Source organism: Prevotella sp. HJM029, assembly GCF_000599605.1.
Classification (GTDB): domain Bacteria; phylum Bacteroidota; class Bacteroidia; order Bacteroidales; family Bacteroidaceae; genus Prevotella.
Genome location: NZ_AZHT01000024.1, coordinates 1 through 14040, shown reverse-complemented (window position 1 = coordinate 14040; position 14040 = coordinate 1). Strand labels below are relative to the sequence as shown.

The following is a 14040-nucleotide window of genomic DNA, read 5'->3' as shown; positions in this document are numbered from 1 at the left end:
TAAAATTACTTAGCTGCAGCGGTCTTACCAGACTTTCTGCGAATAACCTCGCCTTGGAACAAGATACCTTTTCCTTTATAAGGTTCAGGCTTACGGAAAGAACGAATCTTTGCACAGATGAGACCTAACAACTGCTTGTCACAAGATTCAAGTGTAAGAATGGGGTTCTGGTTACGTTCAGACTTTGTTTCCACCTTAACCTCCTTAGGAAGCTCCAGAAAAATGGGGTGCGTATAACCTAAAGAAAACTCGATAAGGTTTCCTTGGTTAGAAACTCTGTAACCAACACCTACGAGTTCCAAAACCTTTTTGTAGCCCTCACTTACACCAACAACCATGTTGTTAACCAAAGAGCGATAAAGACCATGGAACGCTTGTTTCTGCTTGACATCTACCAAACTATCTTCGTTGATCGTGAAAACCAAATGGCCATCGTTGTTCTCAAGCTTGATTGCAGGATTAATCTCCTGTGAAAGTTCGCCTTTAGGACCTTTAACTGTAACGACATTGGTCTTCGCATCGAAGTTTACTGTAACTCCAGCTGGAATACTAATGGGTAATTTTCCTATTCTTGACATATAAAAACCTCCAATTAGTAAACATAACAAAGAACTTCACCGCCGATTTTTAAACCGGCAGCTTCCTTGTCTGTCATAACACCTTGAGATGTAGATAATATTGCAATACCTAATCCGTTAATAACTCTCGGCATGTCTTTATAACCGGTATACTGACGCAAACCCGGTGTAGAAACACGTTTTAAGCTCTTGATAGCGCTTTGTTTTGTTGAAGGGTCATACTTAAGTGCAACCTTAATTGAACCTTGGGGACCATCCTCTACAAATTTGTAGTTGAGAATGTAGCCCTTCTCGAAGAGGATTTTGGTAATTTCCTTCTTCAAGTTCGACGCAGGAATTTCAACGACACGATGATGTGCCATGATTGCATTTCTGAGTCGTGTCAGATAATCTGCTATTGGATCTGTCATAAAATATAAATGTTTAATTAATCGGGACGACCCCGACAATATTAAAGAAAAATCGCGTTGAGTGATTGAAGAAAAGTGAATAGCAACACCATGACATTTTAATGGACTGCAAATTATGATAGAAAAGCATGTGAATTACACGTCAAAATGATGCTAATCACTCTCCAATATCGATGCTTTTAGTTTACCAACTTGCTTTCTTCACGCCAGGAATCAAACCGGCCGATGCCATCTCGCGGAATTGAATACGCGAAATTCCAAACTGGCGGATATAGCCCTTTGGACGACCTGTGATCTTACAACGGTTGTGAAGACGAATAGGATTTGCATTCTTAGGAATGGCTTGGAGCTTACGAGCTGCCTCATAAGCCTCGGCCAAATCAGTAGAAGTTGCAACAATCTTTTTCAGAGCTGCACGCTTTTCAGCATAACGAGCAACAAGCTTCGCACGCTTAACTTCGCGAGCTTTCATAGATTCTTTTGCCATATTCCTTAATCGTTTTTAGCGTTCTTGAATGGGAGACCAAAAGCCTTCAACAAAGCATACCCTTCTTCATCGGTCTGAGCCGATGTAACAAAAGTGATGTTCATACCTTGAATGCGATCAATCTCATCGATGTTAATCTCGGGGAAGATAATCTGTTCGGTGATACCCAAAGTATAGTTACCACGCCCATCTAAGCGCGTTGCAATACCTTTAAAGTCACGAATACGTGGAAGAGATACACGAATGAGTTTCTCTAAGAACTCATACATACGTGCTCCACGAAGTGTTACCATCACACCAATTGGCATCTTCTTACGAAGTTTGAAGTTTGCAATATCCTTTTTTGAATAGGTTGCAACGGCCTTCTGACCCGTAATAGCCGAGATCTCATTAATTGCTACATCAACAATCTTCTTATCTTGTGTAGCATCACCGAGTCCTTGGTTAATAACTATCTTCTTCAATACAGGAACCTGCATCGACGAAGAGTAGTTGAATTGCTTTTGAAGCGCAGGAGCAATTGTCTCCTTATACACCTTCTTTAATTGTGCTGTATCCATTACTTAATTACCTCCCCTGATTTTTTAGCAACACGAATAACATTCTTGCCCTCATGCTGAATAGAAACACGAGTAGCTTTACCACTCTTTGGATCAATCAAACTGAGATTTGAAATATGGATAGAAGCTTCTTGCTTAACGATACCTCCTTGTGGATTCTTAGCTGAAGGCTTCATGCTCTTCGATACAAGGTTTACGCCTTCAACAATCGCACGATTCTTGTCAACTAATACCTTGAGCACCTTACCAGTCTTGCCCTTATCACTTCCAGCAAGTACAACGACTGTATCGTTCTTTCTAATATGTAACTTACTCATTACTTATCTGTTTTATGATTATTTAAAGTACCTCAGGTGCCAAAGAAACAACCTTCATATTCACTGCACGAAGCTCACGCGCAACGGGACCAAAAATACGGCTTCCACGAAGCTCACCAGCATTGTTAAGCAATACACAAGCATTATCGTCGAAACGAATGTATGAACCATCTGCACGACGAATTTCCTTCTTGGTACGAACAATCAAAGCTTTAGATACTGCACCCTTTTTCAAATCACTTGAGGGGATGACATTTTGTACTGCTACAACGATAACGTCACCCACACTAGCATAACGACGGCCAGTACCACCTAAGACACGAATGCACTTAGCTTCACGTGCGCCGCTGTTATCACATACTGTAAGTCTTGATTCTGCTTGTATCATAATTACTTAGCTTTTTCAACAATTTGTACTAATCTCCATCTCTTTGTTTTAGACAGAGGACGAGTCTCCATAATCTGAACGGTATCGCCTACATTGGCCTCATTCTTCTCGTCATGAGCATGGTACTTCTTAGTCTTTTGGACGAACTTACCATAAATAGGGTGCTTCTCTTTGAACTTAGAGGCAATAACAATGGTTTTATCCATCTTGTTGCTTATAACAACACCCTGTCTTACTTTTCTTAAATTTCTTGTTTCCATCTGAACCATTATTATTTTTTAAGTTCTCTCTGACGAAGCTCTGTTTCGATACGCGCGATGTCTCGGCGAGCAAACTTAATCTGTGATGGATTCTCAAGAGGAGCAACTGCATGGTTCAACTTGAGCTGAACAAGCTTTGCCTTTGCCTCTTCTAACTTCTCTGCCAATCCTTTAGCATCGAGCTCTTGTAATTCTTTCATCTTCATAGCTTAAGCATTTTTATCGAAATCACGTCTAACAACAAACTTGGTCTTCACAGGAAGTTTCTGCGCAGCAAGGCGAAGTGCCTCCTTTGCAATATCAAAAGAAACTCCTTCTACTTCAAAGAGAATGCGACCAGGTGTAACAGGTGCTACCCAACCTGCGGGATCACCTTTACCTTTACCCATACGAACGTCAGCAGGCTTACGTGTGATAGGCTTATCAGGGAAGATACGTATCCACACTTGTCCTTGACGATTCATGTAACGATTCACCGCAACACGAGCAGCTTCTATTTGGCGACTATTGATCCATTTAGGCTCTAAAGTCTTAATACCAAAAGAACCAAAGGCCAATTCTGTACCGCGGTGTGCATTACCTTTATTTCCACGACCATCTTGCGGTCTTCTATATTTTACTCTTTTTGGCTGTAACATGATAGTTCTCTGTTTTAACGGTTATTGTTTCTTCTGCGATTACCGCGACCGTTACGTCCGCCATTAGGACGACCACCATTTTGCTTATCTTGGGCAAAGTTGGGGGTTAAATCACGCTTACCATAAACCTCTCCACGGCAAATCCATACTTTTATTCCTAAGAGACCTACCTTTGTAAGAGCTTCTGTTGCACAGTAATCTATGTCTGCACGGAATGTATGCAGAGGGGTACGTCCCTCCTTAAACATCTCCTTACGTGCAATTTCTGCACCATTCAGACGACCAGAGATTTGAACTTTAATACCTTCTGCTCCTGCACGCATCGTGTTCTGAATAGCCATCTTGATGGCACGGCGATAAGAAATCTTACCCTCCACCTGGCGAGCGATGTTATTGGCTACAATGTTTGCATCGAGTTCTGGCTTCTTAACTTCGAAGATATTGATTTGAATGTCTTTTTTATAAAGCTTCTTCAACTCTTCTTTTAACTTGTCTACATCTTGACCACCTTTACCAATGACGATACCCGGACGGGCTGTACAAATAGTGATGGTGACGAGTTTCAATGTGCGCTCAATGACAACACGAGAGAGACTGGCCTTCGCCAAGCGCTCGTTCAGATACTTACGGATTTTACGATCTTCTACGATGTTCTCTCCAAAGCTCTTGCCACCGAACCAATTTGAATCCCAACCACGAATAATTCCAAGGCGGTTGCTTATTGGATTAACTTTTTGTCCCATTCTATTTAATTATTTTTCGTCGTTAGTTTTGGCATCAACAAATAATGTTACATGATTTGAACGCTTACGAATTCTGTAGCCACGACCTTGTGGTGCAGGACGCATACGCTTCATTGTAACACCTTCATCAACAAATATTTTGCTGATATATAATTCTCCATCTTCGGCCTTACGGTCATTTTTGGTTTCCCAGTTAGCAATTGCAGAACGGAGTAGTTTCTCAACGTCTGCGGCAGCTTGCTTCTTAGAGAATCGAAGAACGCCTAAAGCACGGCTCACTTCTAAGCCACGAATCATGTCTACAACGTAGCGCATCTTACGTGGAGAAGAAGGAACGCCCTTAAGCTTTGCAAAGTACAAATTCTTACGAGCCTCTTTTATCTTTTCAGCTGCAATATGTTTTCTTGCTCCCATTATTATTCTTATTTGTTAAATGGATGTTTAACCTGCTTACTTCTTATTATTTCCAGCATGGCCACCAAAACGACGTGTAGGTGCAAACTCACCCAACTTATGGCCGACCATATTCTCTGTAATATAAACAGGAATAAATTTATTTCCGTTATGAACAGCAACAGTGTGCCCCACAAAGTCTGGGGAAATCATTGATGCTCTAGCCCATGTTTTCACAACACTCGCCTTTCCACTCTCGTTCATAGCGAGAATCTTCTTCTCAAGCGATACATTAATATATGGACCTTTTTTTAAAGAACGACTCATATCTTACTCTTTATTTTTTATTAGCTCTTTCAATAATATACTTGTTAGAAAGTTTCTTGGGTGCACGAGTCTTGAGACCCTTAGCGTAAAGCCCCTTACGAGAACGTGGGTGTCCACCGCTCTGACGACCTTCACCACCACCCATTGGGTGATCTACAGGGTTCATAACCACACCACGGTTGTGTGGACGACGTCCCAACCAACGCGAACGACCAGCCTTACCAGACTGTTCCAAAGCATGATCAGAATTACCTACACTACCAACAGTTGCTTTACAAGCACTCAAAATCTGGCGAGTTTCACCAGAAGGGAGCTTAATAACACAATAACTGCCCTCACGAGAAGTCAACTGAGCAAAATTACCAGCCGAACGAACTAACAAGGCACCCTGTCCTGGACGCAACTCAATGTTATGAATTACGGTACCCACAGGAATGTTTGCCAAAGGAAGGGCATTACCAATTTCAGGAGCAGCATCAGCACCTGACATTAAAGTAGCACCTACCTGAAGTCCATTAGGAGCAATAATGTAACGTTTTTCACCATCAGCATAGTATAAAAGAGCAATACGAGCAGAACGATTAGGATCATACTCGATTGTCTTTACTATAGCTGGAACACCATCTTTCTCACGCTTAAAGTCGATTAAACGATACTTCTGTTTATGACCACCACCAATATAGCGAACGGTCATCTTACCAGTGTTGTTTCGACCACCAGTAGAACGTTTACCGTAAACGAGAGACTTCTCTGGCACGGATGCAGTAATATCCTCGAACGTGCCAATAACCTTGTGTCTTTGTCCCGGAGTAACCGGGTTTAATTTACGTACTGCCATTTTTATTTAGATATTGCTATAAAAATCAATTGTGTCGCCGTCCTTAACGGTAACGATAGCCTTTTTAAAAGCATTCTTCTGCCCTTTAATCAGCCCAGCCTTTGTATAACGACTTGAACGCTTACCAGCATAGCGAAGGGTATTCACGTCAATCACTGTAACATTATACAAGCCTTCAACCTCTTGCTTAATCTGGAGTTTATTAGCTTCTGGGCGAACAATGAAACCATAGCGGTTTGCATGCTTGTCTGTTATCTTGGTTTGCTTCTCAGTAACCAATGGTTTAATAATAAATGCCATAATCTAATTCTCCTTCTTATTTATTTAAAACGCCGTCAATTGCTTTCAAAGAGCTTTCCGTCAACACCAAAACATCTGCATTCAAAACTTTATAAGAATTGAGTGCAGTTGCCAGCATCACATCAGCGCGCTGAATATTACGAGCAGACAAATATACGTTTTTATTAACTTCTGACAAAAGAACAAGCGCCTTTTTGCCCTCAACTTTGAGATTTTTAGCTAAATTTACAAATTCTTTCGTCTTTGGAGCCTCGAAATTGAAGTCTTCAACAACAACAATAGCATTTTCTTGAGCTTTATAAGAGAGTGCAGATTTGCGTGCAAGCACCTTTACTTTCTTATTCAACTTAAAATCATAGTTGCGAGGCTTGGGACCGAATACACGTGCACCGCCTACTAAAACTGGCGAATTAATATCACCACGACGAGCACCGCCACCGCCTTTCTGGCGACCAAGTTTTCGGGTAGAACCGCTCAATTCACTTCTTTCTTTCGATTTAGCTGTGCCCTGACGTTGTGCGGCAAGATACTGCTTTACATCCAAATAAAGAACGTGATCGTTAGGCTCAATACCAAAGATAGCTTCATTCAGCGTTACCTTTCTGCCGGTCTCTTGACCCTTTATATTTAAAACGCTAACTTCCATTACTTCTTGATTAAAACAGTTGAACCATTACATCCAGCTACAGAACCTTTCACAAGGAGAAGATTGTGTTCTGGAATTACCTTTAACACTTGGAGATTCTGCGTGGTAACGCGATCGCCTCCCATTTGGCCACCCATGCGCATACCCTTAAACACCTTTGCTGGATATGAACAAGCACCGATAGAACCCGGCTTACGTGCGCGGTCATCTTGACCGTGTGTGCTTTGACCCACACCGCCAAAACCATGACGTTTTACGACACCTTGGAAGCCTTTACCCTTAGATGTTCCTACAACATCAACAAACTTTGCATCTGCAAAGATTTCAACTGTTAAGGTATCACCGAGGTTATGCTCCTCATCAAACTTGAACTCGGCCAAGTGCTTTTTAGGTGTTGTGCCAGCCTTCTTAAAGGTCCCCATCATCGGCTTAGAAGTTCTATTCTCCTTTGCCTCACCGAAACCTAACTGAAGTGCTTTGTAACCATCCTTCTCTTCTGTCTTTACTTGGGTTACAACACAAGGACCTGCTTCGATAACAGTGCACGGAACATTCTTACCGTCGGCACTGAAAACGGATGTCATTCCGATTTTTTTTCCAATTAATCCTGGCATTTCAATACTTACTTGATTTATGAATAATTTACTTCACTCAAAATTAGACTTTAATTTCAACTTCGACACCCGAAGGAAGTTCTAACTTCATCAAGGCGTCAACAGTCTTAGCTGTAGAGCTATAAATGTCGATAAGGCGTTTAAAGTCTGAAAGCTGAAATTGCTCACGTGACTTTTTGTTCACGAAAGTGGAGCGATTCACAGTGTAAATACGCTTACGTGTTGGCAATGGAATGGGACCACTAACGATAGCACCCGTAGCCTTTACTGCCTTTACGATTTTCTCTGCAGACTTATCAACCAAAGTGTGGTCGTAAGACTTGAGCTTAATTCTAATCTTCTGACTCATTGTTCTTTTAATTATAATATGATTAAATAAGAGCGTAAGAGGCACACTGCTTAAGAGTCATTCGCTAAGCAGCGCCTCTTTGCGCATAAAATATCCTTTACAGAAGCTCCGCGTGTCCGTGAACCTCCTCAAGTACTTCCTTAGCTATGCTTGTAGAAAGTGGAGAATGGTGATCATACTCCATAGAAGATGTTGCACGACCAGAAGTAATTGTGCGGAGAGCTGTCACATAACCAAACATCTCGGCCAATGGAACCATAGCCTTTACGATGCGTGCACCGCTACGCGCTTCTTCCATACCTTGAACCAAACCACGACGTTTGTTCAAGTCACCAATCACATCACCCATGTTCTCTTCAGGAGTAACAACTTCAACCTTCATAATAGGCTCCATCAAAACAGGACCTGCTTTAGGACAAAGCACCTTGAAAGCCTGGTGAGCTACCAACTCGAAAGACAACTGGTCTGAGTCTACAGGGTGGAAACTACCATCGGTCAAAGTCACCTTCATGCCTGTCATCGGGAAGCCACCGAGCACACCATTGCTCAAGCAATCAGCAAATCCTTTCTGAACAGAGGGGATAAACTCCTTAGGAACGTTACCACCTTTCACCTCGTTCACGAATTGCAAATCACCTTCTGTGTAATCTTCATCCTTTGGAGCAATCGTCACATCAATGCAAGCGAACTTACCACGACCACCCGATTGCTTCTTATAGGTTTCACGGCTCTGTGCAGAACGAGTGATAGCCTCTTTATAATTCACCTGAGGTTTACCTTGATTACATTCAACCTTAAACTCGCGTTTCAAGCGGTCGATGATGATATCCAAGTGCAACTCGCCCATACCAGAGATAATGGTCTGCCCACTTTGCTCATCTGTACGAACAGTGAAGGTTGGGTCTTCCTCAGCCAACTTAGCCAAACCATTATCTAACTTGGTAACGTCAGCCTGACTCTTAGGCTCAACAGCAATAGAAATCACCGTATCGGGGAATGTCATAGACTCCAACACGATAGGTGCATTCTCATCACAAAGTGTATCACCCGTGCGGATATCCTTAAAGCCAACGCCTGCGCCAATATCACCCGCATCAATCGAATCCATAGGAATCTCTTGCTTTGAGTTCATCTGGAACAGACGGCTGATACGTTCTTTTTTCCCCGAACGAGGGTTATAAACATAAGAACCTGCCGTAATTTTACCCGAATAAACACGAAAGAACACCAAGCGACCCATGAATGGATCAGTAGCAATCTTAAATGCAAGTGCCGATGTAGGCGCATCCTCTGAAGGTTTACGATCTTCCTCTGCGTCTGTATCAGGGTTCGTTCCAACAATTGCTTGCGTATCAACAGGCGAAGGAAGGAAAGCACATACATAGTCCAACAAAGGTTGAACACCCTTATTCTTATAAGAAGAGCCCAACAACATAGGGCAACACTCCATAGCGATACAGCCTTTACGGATAGCACGAAGCAACTTATCTTCGCTAATCTCCTTACCTTCGAGATAGAGTTCCATCACTTCATCATCGAAGTTAGCTGCACCTTCTACGAGCTTCTCACGCCACTCTGCAGCTTCATCTGTCAAGTCAGCAGGAATATCTTCTACATCATATTCAGCGCCCATTGTCTCATCGTGCCATAAGATAGCTTTCATTTTAATCAGGTCTACAACACCCTTGAAGTTCTCTTCTGCGCCAATAGGAATTTGGATTGCAATAGGGTTAGCACCCAAGATATCCTTCATCTGCTGAACCGTTTCATAGAAGTCTGCACCCGAACGGTCCATCTTGTTCACATAACCAATACGAGGAACATTGTATTTATCTGCTTGACGCCATACGGTTTCTGACTGAGGTTGCACGCCGTCAGCTGCAGAGTAGGTAGCAACTGCACCATCAAGCACACGCAACGAGCGCTCTACTTCTGCAGTAAAGTCTACGTGTCCCGGAGTATCAATCAAGTTAATCTTATAAGACTTTCCATCATAATTCCAGTTACAAGTTGTCGCTGCAGAGGTAATTGTAATACCACGCTCCTGCTCTTGCGCCATCCAGTCCATTGTAGCAGCACCATCGTGTACTTCACCAATCTTGTGCGTTTTACCTGTATAGAACAGGATACGCTCTGAAGTGGTTGTCTTACCCGCATCAATGTGCGCCATAATACCGATATTACGAGTCAAGTGTAAATCGCGATTTGCCATTTTCTTTTTTTCTTTTTAAATCAATTAGAATCTGAAATGAGCGAACGCACGGTTAGCTTCTGCCATACGATGCATATCCTCTTTACGTTTAAATGCACCACCCTGGTTATTATAAGCATCCATAATCTCGGCAGCAAGTTTTTCTGCCATTGACTTTCCACCGCGCTTACGTGCAAAGTTAATCAAGTTCTTCATTGAGATACTCTCTTTGCGGTCAGGACGAATTTCGGTTGGAACCTGGAATGTTGCACCACCTATGCGGCGGCTCTTTACTTCTACCTGAGGAGTGATGTTGTCCAAAGCTTGTTTCCAAATCTCAAGAGCAGGCTTTTCTTCATTAGCCATCTTCTCTTTTACAGTGTCAAGAGCTTTGTAGAAAATTTCGTATGACACGGTTTTCTTACCATCATACATCAAATGGTTTACAAACTTTGAAACCTTTTGATCGTTGTAAACTGGATCCGGAAGGATCACACGTTTCTTGGGTTTTGCTTTTCTCATTTTGTTTGAAATAAATTCTGACTGGGGCTGTTTCCTGTTCTTCAACGCCCGCTCCCGAGCGTTTACTCAACCTGTTAACAACAAATCTCCAGCAAAACGTTTAATAAAATCTTTTAATTCTGCTCAGCGAATACTACTTACCCGCTTTGGGGCGCTTAGCACCATATTTAGAACGACGCTGTGTACGGTTAGCAACACCAGCCGTATCCAATGTGCCACGTACAATGTGATAGCGCACACCTGGAAGATCCTTCACACGACCACCGCGCACCAAAACAATAGAGTGTTCCTGCAAGTTATGACCTTCTCCAGGAATATAAGAGTTCACTTCCTTTTGATTGGTCAAACGCACACGAGCAACTTTACGCATTGCTGAGTTAGGCTTCTTAGGAGTTGTCGTATAAACACGAACACAAACACCACGGCGCTGTGGACAATTGTCCAGCGCAGGTGACTTGCTCTTGTCTACGATGTCCTTTCTGCCCTTTCTTACTAATTGTGAAATAGTAGGCATAATCTTACTTTTTAATTTATATATTTATTTATTTATTATCAAACACCACAGAAAAAGGCCTTTCAAAAGCCTATTTCGGGCTGCAAAGGTACAAACAAATATTCGAATTACCTAATTATATAAAAAGCAAAAAACCTATATCATTTTAAAATTTAAAAGATATAGGTTTTATTAACAGTCGTTTGTATTAAAACACTACTCAAGACTCTTCTTCTGGAATTTTAAAGGGCGTTGCTATGTTGCCTTCCTGTTCAGGAATCACAATTTTGCCAAATTGCTGCTCATAGCGTTGCACATTTTCTTGCAAAGCGCGCAATAAATGCTTAGCATGCTCAGGCGTCATCACTACACGCGATACGACTTGTGGCTTAGGCATTCCTGGGAGAATGGAAGCGAAATCGAGCACAAAATCTGCGTTAGAATGCGTAATCAAAGCTAAATTGGCATAAACACCTTTAGCCATTTCTGGAGTCAAATCGATTTGAAGACCCTCATTTTCCTTTTGTTCTTCGTTCATTGTTCTATAATTCAATATTTAAACTTGTATTCTTTTCACCTTAATAAATATAGCATTGCAACGCAATATATACCACATTATCACACCATACCGATGGTATTGCGACATAAAAGCAACGCTTTTACCCCACACCCACTAACGAATTGACAATGATCACTATCAAGACGATTGCTGTAATGCCCACATAAAGCCAATCGCGTTGAATGGAGAAGTCAACTAACGAGAGTACAACACGCATGATAGGAGTAAGCATTAACACGACAACGCCTAATTGCATCCATTCGGTCGCCGACATGCTAAAGGCGCCACGGATAATCCCTTCGAAGGTGGTGTAACTTGCTCCACCTTCATGAAAGGTTTTATAATCAGGTACAAGCTGTCCTGATGTAGTCAACAAATAATAAATACCACCAATCAGTGCGATGATACAAGCTGCGAAAACACCTATACGCAACGTGTTACCAATCAGCTCATTCATTTTATTTTGGGAATGCATTTTCTCTTCCATCTTTAGAACTTACCCATTAATCCGTTATAAATCATATTCACTGCGACTAACAAAATAGCGATGGCAAATATCTTACGCAGCAAACGAACATCTAAATGTTTGAGCAACTTTGCACCTGTAAGTGCACCACCCAGCACGCCCACCATAATAGGAAATGCAATACCGGGCTCAATATAACCGCGTTGCAAATAAACAACAGCCGATGTAACGGCAGTCACACCAATCATGAAATTGCTCGTTGTGGTGCTCACTTTGAAGGGCACTTTCATGCACGAGTCCATCGCTAACACCTTCAACACACCACTACCAATGCCCAACAAACCAGACAAAGCCCCCGCAGCAACCATAATCAAAAAGCCCCCAGGAACATTCGTTAACTCGTAGTTTTGCACACCTCCTTTTGTGGGATAGCTACCAAAAAGCTTCAACTTCATCGCCAAAGCACTACCTTTCACACCCACATGATCGACCTTCTGCCGATTTTGCATCACAGCAGTGAAGAACAATACCACGCCAAAGATTACCGCAATAGCATTCGTTGGCATCCAAAGAGCTATCACGGCACCTAACACTGCCCCTACACTCGTAGCAATTTCCAAGAACATACCCAAGCGGATATTTGTCATACCCTCTTTCACGTAGGCACTCGCCGAGCCCGAAGAGGTTGCAATAGAAGCGACCAAAGCCGCACCTATGGCATAATGAAAGTCAATCCCAAAAGCTAAAGTAAGTAGTGGAATGACTATCACGCCACCGCCTAAACCTGTCAAAGAACCTAACAGGCCTGCAGCATAGGCACCTAACAATAGGATTAATGTAAAGACTAAAACACTCATATAAAATATAATTTCAGGTCACCCCACCTTAACTATGGTCTTCATGCTTAATATGTTCTGCCAAAATCTCTTCCTTGCCTCGCTTCACATCACCCTCATAAGTCACAAAATAAAAGCCCTTTCGTGGCGTCCATTCCATGCAAAACAAGTCACTTGGATTGTCATATCCATTACTTTTTAGCTGATGTAACACCCAAGATTTTGAACGATGGGAACGCTTCAGATTATGTTCCACAATGGCACCATTATTAATAAGCAAATGGGACTCGGCCATTTCTCCTGGCTCTGAAACCGTAACAGCACCATTAGTTTCAAACAAAACATCCTCTACATCAAACATCGAGAAGATACCTTTCTGTCGTAACAACATTCTAAATTGCTCCATTTCCAAACTATTACGCTTAAAAGCCTTAAAGTTGATGATACCATTTTTCACCAAATACTCACTCTCCCCTTTAATGAAATGGCGCAACCGAGCTGAACGCATGCAAAAGCGAACGAACAAATTGAATGCAGTCCACACGGCTAAGGCAAACAAGATATGCCACATCGACATGTCGGGATTATAAAGTACACCACCGACTAAAGCACCAATCACAAATGCACTCACTGTATCTAATGGCGTTATCTGAGCCATCTGCACCTTACCTGCTATACGAAGGAATGCCAATATGCCAATCATTCCCGTGATGAGCTTCAGGCCAATCTGAATGTACACTTCCATACTATAATCTTAAACCTTGAATTAAAAACGCCAACAAATTTACGACTTTCTACGTTCTAAATGAAATCTAACACGAATAAAATCATAAGGAAAATACACCTCTAATCATAACTCCGCACAAATATACGCTCCCTTGCACACTCATTGTACCAACTAACCGCTCAACACAGCAACTCACCTCATGGTATAACGCCACCACATGTCGAAATCTTAATTCAACCTTATTAAAAAAGTTCAACTCATAGAAAACAACACCTTCACAGCCCACCATGTTAAGCCCAATGTTCAAAGTTAACACGATTTTTACAAGAAGAGACCTCTGCAAAACCTACCATCCACTCAATTCTCACCCATACACTCTTAGAAGAATAAATCTTTTT

24 protein-coding genes are annotated in these 14040 nt (G+C 42.0%); all 24 read right to left on the bottom strand.

Features of this window, described 5'->3' with window-relative positions; genetic code table 11:
- Nucleotides 1–5: 5 nt before the first annotated feature.
- Nucleotides 6–578: a 50S ribosomal protein L6 gene (rplF, locus tag X919_RS0102490; RefSeq protein ID WP_028898893.1), complete on the bottom strand. Its 573-nt coding sequence runs from the start codon at nucleotides 576–578 to the stop codon at nucleotides 6–8.
- Nucleotides 579–592: 14 nt separating this feature from the next.
- On the bottom strand, nucleotides 593–988 hold the full coding sequence (rpsH, locus tag X919_RS0102485) for a 30S ribosomal protein S8 (RefSeq protein WP_004380843.1): 396 nt from the start codon (nucleotides 986–988) through the stop codon (nucleotides 593–595).
- Between the two features lie 184 nt (nucleotides 989–1172).
- Nucleotides 1173–1475 carry a 30S ribosomal protein S14 gene (gene rpsN / locus X919_RS0102480; RefSeq protein WP_028898892.1) on the bottom strand — a complete coding sequence of 101 codons (303 nt, stop codon included), beginning with the start codon at nucleotides 1473–1475 and terminating at the stop codon, nucleotides 1173–1175.
- Nucleotides 1476–1480: 5 nt separating this feature from the next.
- On the bottom strand, nucleotides 1481–2035 hold the full coding sequence (gene rplE, locus X919_RS0102475; RefSeq protein ID WP_028898891.1) for a 50S ribosomal protein L5: 555 nt from the start codon (nucleotides 2033–2035) through the stop codon (nucleotides 1481–1483).
- Entirely contained in the window at nucleotides 2035–2352 is a 318-nt protein-coding gene (gene rplX, locus X919_RS0102470) for a 50S ribosomal protein L24 (protein ID WP_004380839.1), read from the bottom strand. Before rplX ends, rplE begins: the two co-directional genes overlap by 1 nt.
- A 22-nt stretch (nucleotides 2353–2374) precedes the next feature.
- Complete coding sequence (rplN, locus tag X919_RS0102465; RefSeq protein WP_004380837.1) at nucleotides 2375–2740, bottom strand: 50S ribosomal protein L14; 366 nt, start codon at nucleotides 2738–2740, stop codon at nucleotides 2375–2377.
- Nucleotides 2741–2742: 2 nt separating this feature from the next.
- Nucleotides 2743–3009 carry a 30S ribosomal protein S17 gene (rpsQ, locus tag X919_RS0102460; RefSeq protein WP_036916772.1) on the bottom strand — a complete coding sequence of 89 codons (267 nt, stop codon included), beginning with the start codon at nucleotides 3007–3009 and terminating at the stop codon, nucleotides 2743–2745.
- A 2-nt stretch (nucleotides 3010–3011) separates the two neighbouring features.
- Nucleotides 3012–3206 (bottom strand): 50S ribosomal protein L29, encoded by a 195-nt coding sequence (gene rpmC, locus X919_RS0102455; RefSeq protein WP_028898889.1) that lies wholly within the window; start codon nucleotides 3204–3206, stop codon nucleotides 3012–3014.
- Nucleotides 3207–3209: 3 nt separating this feature from the next.
- A complete protein-coding gene (gene rplP, locus X919_RS0102450; protein ID WP_004380832.1) occupies nucleotides 3210–3638 on the bottom strand; it encodes a 50S ribosomal protein L16 in 429 nt (142 codons plus the stop codon).
- A 14-nt stretch (nucleotides 3639–3652) separates the two neighbouring features.
- Nucleotides 3653–4381: a 30S ribosomal protein S3 gene (gene rpsC, locus X919_RS0102445; RefSeq protein WP_028898888.1), complete on the bottom strand. Its 729-nt coding sequence runs from the start codon at nucleotides 4379–4381 to the stop codon at nucleotides 3653–3655.
- Between the two features lie 9 nt (nucleotides 4382–4390).
- Complete coding sequence (gene rplV / locus X919_RS0102440; protein ID WP_028898887.1) at nucleotides 4391–4795, bottom strand: 50S ribosomal protein L22; 405 nt, start codon at nucleotides 4793–4795, stop codon at nucleotides 4391–4393.
- A gap of 36 nt (nucleotides 4796–4831) precedes the next feature.
- On the bottom strand, nucleotides 4832–5101 hold the full coding sequence (rpsS, locus tag X919_RS0102435) for a 30S ribosomal protein S19 (RefSeq protein WP_004380829.1): 270 nt from the start codon (nucleotides 5099–5101) through the stop codon (nucleotides 4832–4834).
- Nucleotides 5102–5111: 10 nt separating this feature from the next.
- The gene (gene rplB / locus X919_RS0102430) at nucleotides 5112–5939 is read right to left on the bottom strand and encodes a 50S ribosomal protein L2 (protein WP_028898886.1); all 828 of its coding nucleotides are present in this window, start codon (nucleotides 5937–5939) and stop codon (nucleotides 5112–5114) included.
- A 6-nt stretch (nucleotides 5940–5945) separates the two neighbouring features.
- The gene (rplW, locus tag X919_RS0102425) at nucleotides 5946–6239 is read right to left on the bottom strand and encodes a 50S ribosomal protein L23 (RefSeq protein ID WP_004380827.1); all 294 of its coding nucleotides are present in this window, start codon (nucleotides 6237–6239) and stop codon (nucleotides 5946–5948) included.
- 16 nt (nucleotides 6240–6255) lie between these two features.
- Nucleotides 6256–6885, bottom strand: coding sequence for a 50S ribosomal protein L4 (rplD, locus tag X919_RS0102420; protein WP_028898885.1), 630 nt, complete (start codon nucleotides 6883–6885; stop codon nucleotides 6256–6258).
- Nucleotides 6885–7499 carry a 50S ribosomal protein L3 gene (gene rplC / locus X919_RS0102415; RefSeq protein WP_004380825.1) on the bottom strand — a complete coding sequence of 205 codons (615 nt, stop codon included), beginning with the start codon at nucleotides 7497–7499 and terminating at the stop codon, nucleotides 6885–6887. Before rplC ends, rplD begins: the two co-directional genes overlap by 1 nt.
- A gap of 43 nt (nucleotides 7500–7542) precedes the next feature.
- A complete protein-coding gene (gene rpsJ, locus X919_RS0102410) occupies nucleotides 7543–7848 on the bottom strand; it encodes a 30S ribosomal protein S10 (protein ID WP_028898884.1) in 306 nt (101 codons plus the stop codon).
- A 97-nt stretch (nucleotides 7849–7945) separates the two neighbouring features.
- A complete protein-coding gene (gene fusA, locus X919_RS0102405; protein ID WP_028898883.1) occupies nucleotides 7946–10060 on the bottom strand; it encodes an elongation factor G in 2115 nt (704 codons plus the stop codon).
- A gap of 24 nt (nucleotides 10061–10084) precedes the next feature.
- Nucleotides 10085–10561, bottom strand: coding sequence for a 30S ribosomal protein S7 (gene rpsG, locus X919_RS0102400; RefSeq protein WP_028898882.1), 477 nt, complete (start codon nucleotides 10559–10561; stop codon nucleotides 10085–10087).
- 133 nt (nucleotides 10562–10694) lie between these two features.
- Nucleotides 10695–11075, bottom strand: a complete 381-nt coding sequence (gene rpsL / locus X919_RS0102395) for a 30S ribosomal protein S12 (RefSeq protein ID WP_028898881.1) — start codon at nucleotides 11073–11075, stop codon at nucleotides 10695–10697.
- A gap of 199 nt (nucleotides 11076–11274) precedes the next feature.
- On the bottom strand, nucleotides 11275–11592 hold the full coding sequence (locus tag X919_RS0102390; RefSeq protein WP_028898880.1) for a DUF3467 domain-containing protein: 318 nt from the start codon (nucleotides 11590–11592) through the stop codon (nucleotides 11275–11277).
- A 121-nt stretch (nucleotides 11593–11713) separates the two neighbouring features.
- Nucleotides 11714–12100, bottom strand: coding sequence for a DUF1634 domain-containing protein (locus X919_RS0102385; RefSeq protein WP_028898879.1), 387 nt, complete (start codon nucleotides 12098–12100; stop codon nucleotides 11714–11716).
- A gap of 2 nt (nucleotides 12101–12102) precedes the next feature.
- Nucleotides 12103–12936 carry a sulfite exporter TauE/SafE family protein gene (locus X919_RS0102380; RefSeq protein ID WP_028898878.1) on the bottom strand — a complete coding sequence of 278 codons (834 nt, stop codon included), beginning with the start codon at nucleotides 12934–12936 and terminating at the stop codon, nucleotides 12103–12105.
- A 28-nt stretch (nucleotides 12937–12964) separates the two neighbouring features.
- Nucleotides 12965–13660, bottom strand: a complete 696-nt coding sequence (locus X919_RS0102375; RefSeq protein ID WP_028898877.1) for a DUF421 domain-containing protein — start codon at nucleotides 13658–13660, stop codon at nucleotides 12965–12967.
- Nucleotides 13661–14040: the final 380 nt, after the last annotated feature.